Origin of the sequence: Streptomyces sp. SM1, assembly GCF_002910825.1 — a bacterium.
GTDB lineage: Bacteria > Actinomycetota > Actinomycetes > Streptomycetales > Streptomycetaceae > Streptomyces > Streptomyces okerensis.
Map to the genome: position 1 here is coordinate 1 of NZ_NEUB01000395.1, position 2,628 is coordinate 2,628.

The following is a 2,628-nucleotide window of genomic DNA, read 5'->3' on the forward strand; positions in this document are numbered from 1 at the left end:
CCCGCCGAGGCATGACCGCCCCGTCCTCCCAGGACCCGGGCGGCGGGACACCCGCCCGCGCATCGCCCGTACCGCCCCGGCCCGGGCGGTGTGCCCCGGATCCCGGGAGACCGGGTGCCGGACCGACCGCCGACCCGGCGCCCGGGAGTCCCGGGCACCGTCATGACCGTACGGACGTGGCCCCACCCCCGGCACGACGCCGAAGGGCGTCGCTAGTGGTCGGACGTCGTCGGCTGCCGTTCCGGCGCCGGGTCTCCGGGCCCTCGGGGTGCGGCGCGCCGGGACCTGGCGGTGGCGGGCTTCAGGCGTTCCAGGGTGCGGGTCAGATGCTGGAGGGGTGAGGAGGGGACCGCCGCCGGCACGGGCGGCTGCCGGGCGGCCTGGGTGCCCGAGGCGGCCTCCTGGTAGGAAGCCAGTGCCTCGTGGGCGGATTCGGCGGCCTCGCGGTACAGGTCCCGGGACTTCGTCATGGCCTCCAGGGCCTCGGCGTACATGGCCACCAGCGCGCGCTCGCGGTCGAGTTCCTCCGCGAGGGTCAGCAGGTGCCAGTCCTCCCGCAGCGCGGTCAGGGAGTCCCGCGCCCCGTCCGGCAGCGCGCGCGCAATCGCGTCGAAGCGGGTCACCGCGTCGACGAGTCCGGCCGGCTCCGTGCCGTCCAGGAACACCGCCCGTACGGCGAAGGCGTCGGCGTCGTACCCCTTCGGGACCTGAGGGCCCGGCAGCACCACGGCACCCCCTCGGGGAACCTGCGCGCCGAACTCCCGCAGGGCCCAGTTCGCGACCCGCGACTGCTGGGGGGTGGCCCGGTGCTCCACGACCCGGTGCCTCAGCCCCGGGGGCAGCCAGTGAGCGAGCGGCACCCGGCCCCGTTCGTCCGTGGTCATCGCCTCGTGGACGACGACATGGACGTGCCACGCGTCGCGCGCGCAGTCGCGCAGCAGCCGTCGTACGGCCTTGTCGTCCTCCGGGAGGGGGTTGATCTCCCCGGCGCGCAGTCCGGTCGCCGCGTCGCGGTTCCAGTCGGCGTCCTGCTCCCGCTCCCAGAACATCCCGGCCGGGGACGGCCAGGCCTGGTCCCAGGGCTGCTCCGCCTCCGCGACCAGCGTCCAGTCCCGGCCCTCGGCCGTGCCGGGCGCGAGACTCAGCCGGGCGCGCACGGTGACCTCCCCGGCGACCCGCCTCCGCGATTCGAACACCAGGTCAGGGGCGGTGGCGGAGGCCGGAAGCTCCAGGAAGTCGTCGATGTCCCGGCTGTCCTTGAGCCGGCGCAGGGTGCGCCGGAGCGTCTCGTCCGCCCGGCCACCGCTATGGCGGCCGCGGGCCAGCCAGACCGTGGGCGGGATCGTGGCGTGGGCTGTGGGGGAGTTCGGCATGGGTCCAGTGGTGAGCGGGGGCACGTGCTCCTGCCAGTATCGCCGCCGCAGGCCGGCGGCATGACGCGGGGGCCGCCGGACGGCGGGCCCTGTCGCCGCCTACCCGCCCCGTACGGCCCTCATGTGAGATGCGCGCACGGCGTGTCGCGCGCGGGGTGTGCGCGGCGCACACCCGACGACCGCGGTTCACCCGTGGTCCCGCGGTACGACCATCACCACAATGGTCCCGTGAGCAGGGCCGGCCCACCATCCGCATCGGGGCCGGCCCTGCCCGCACCACGAACCGGACGACCGCCCCCGTCGTGAGGGCAAAGGCCCGGACCCTACCAGCGGCTCGTCACACCCGTCGCATATTCCCCGGGAAAACACCAAAGCTCCCACCTCGATCGAGCACACACCGTAGCGTCGACGTCACGTTCGCGGTACAGCCGTGCGAGGGAGGGGGATCCGGCGTGCCCGGAATCGATGAGAGCCTGCTGGAAGCCATGCGACTGCCCGGCGCGCGAGGCGCGCTGGTGGTCGACTGGATCAGCGGGCTCGCTCTGGGCGCGGTGGGCGAGGCCCCGGGCGGCGACGCGGAGGCCACGGCCGCGGAGACCGCGGAACTCGCCCGCCAGGCCATGGAGAGCGGCACCCTCGCCCCGGCCGACGGCCACGGGACGGGGGTGACCGTCAAGGCACCGCCCGTCGAGGACCTGATCCTCACCAGCGCGGACGCCTACCACCTGCTGAGATTCGTCGTCACGACGTTCGACAGCACGGTGTTCCTCTACCTGTGGCTCGACCGCGCCGACGGCAACCTCGCCCTGGCCCGTATCCGGCTCTCCCACATGGCGGACCGGCTGGTGCTCGGATGACCACAGTGCCCTGCACCGGCGGATCCGCCCCCGAGCTGCTCGGCACCCTCGCGGCCGACCACGCCACCGGCGCGCTCTCCACGGAGTCCGGGGTCTTCTACCTCTCGGCGGGCCACGTCGTCCACGTCGAATCCGCCCACAGCCCCGCCCTCGGCGACCTGCTCACCCGCAGCGGCGCCCTCGCGCCGGCCGGTTGGTGGGAGGCGGTCGAGCGGGCGGGTGCCGTGCACCGCGTCGGCCGCCAGCTCGTGGACAGCGGACGCCTCACCACCGGCGCGCTGGAACTGTGCCACACGGGCGCCCTGTTCGACGCGGCGTACTTCGCGCTGGCCCACGACGGTGCCGCCGTCCGCTTCCGCCCCGGCGTCGCGCACTGGTTCGGCGCGGTCCGCCCCGTT

Annotated in this window: 2 protein-coding genes and 1 pseudogene; 2 read left to right on the forward strand and 1 reads right to left on the reverse strand. The window is 75.0% G+C overall.

The window, feature by feature from the left end; all coding sequences use genetic code 11:
* Positions 1 to 212 precede the first annotated feature (212 nt).
* Positions 213 to 1,373, reverse strand: a complete 1,161-nt coding sequence (locus tag B9S61_RS10095) for a hypothetical protein (protein WP_181007319.1) — start codon at positions 1,371 to 1,373, stop codon at positions 213 to 215.
* 452 nt (positions 1,374 to 1,825) lie between these two features.
* Between B9S61_RS10095 and B9S61_RS10100 the strand changes: the two genes are divergently transcribed.
* Together B9S61_RS10100 and B9S61_RS10105 are read left to right on the forward strand one after the other, a co-directional pair.
* Complete coding sequence (locus B9S61_RS10100; protein WP_103541964.1) at positions 1,826 to 2,230, forward strand: hypothetical protein; 405 nt, start codon at positions 1,826 to 1,828, stop codon at positions 2,228 to 2,230.
* Positions 2,227 to 2,628, forward strand: a pseudogene (locus B9S61_RS10105) (hypothetical protein); the annotation flags it as partial. The gene B9S61_RS10100 and the pseudogene B9S61_RS10105, both read left to right, overlap by 4 nt.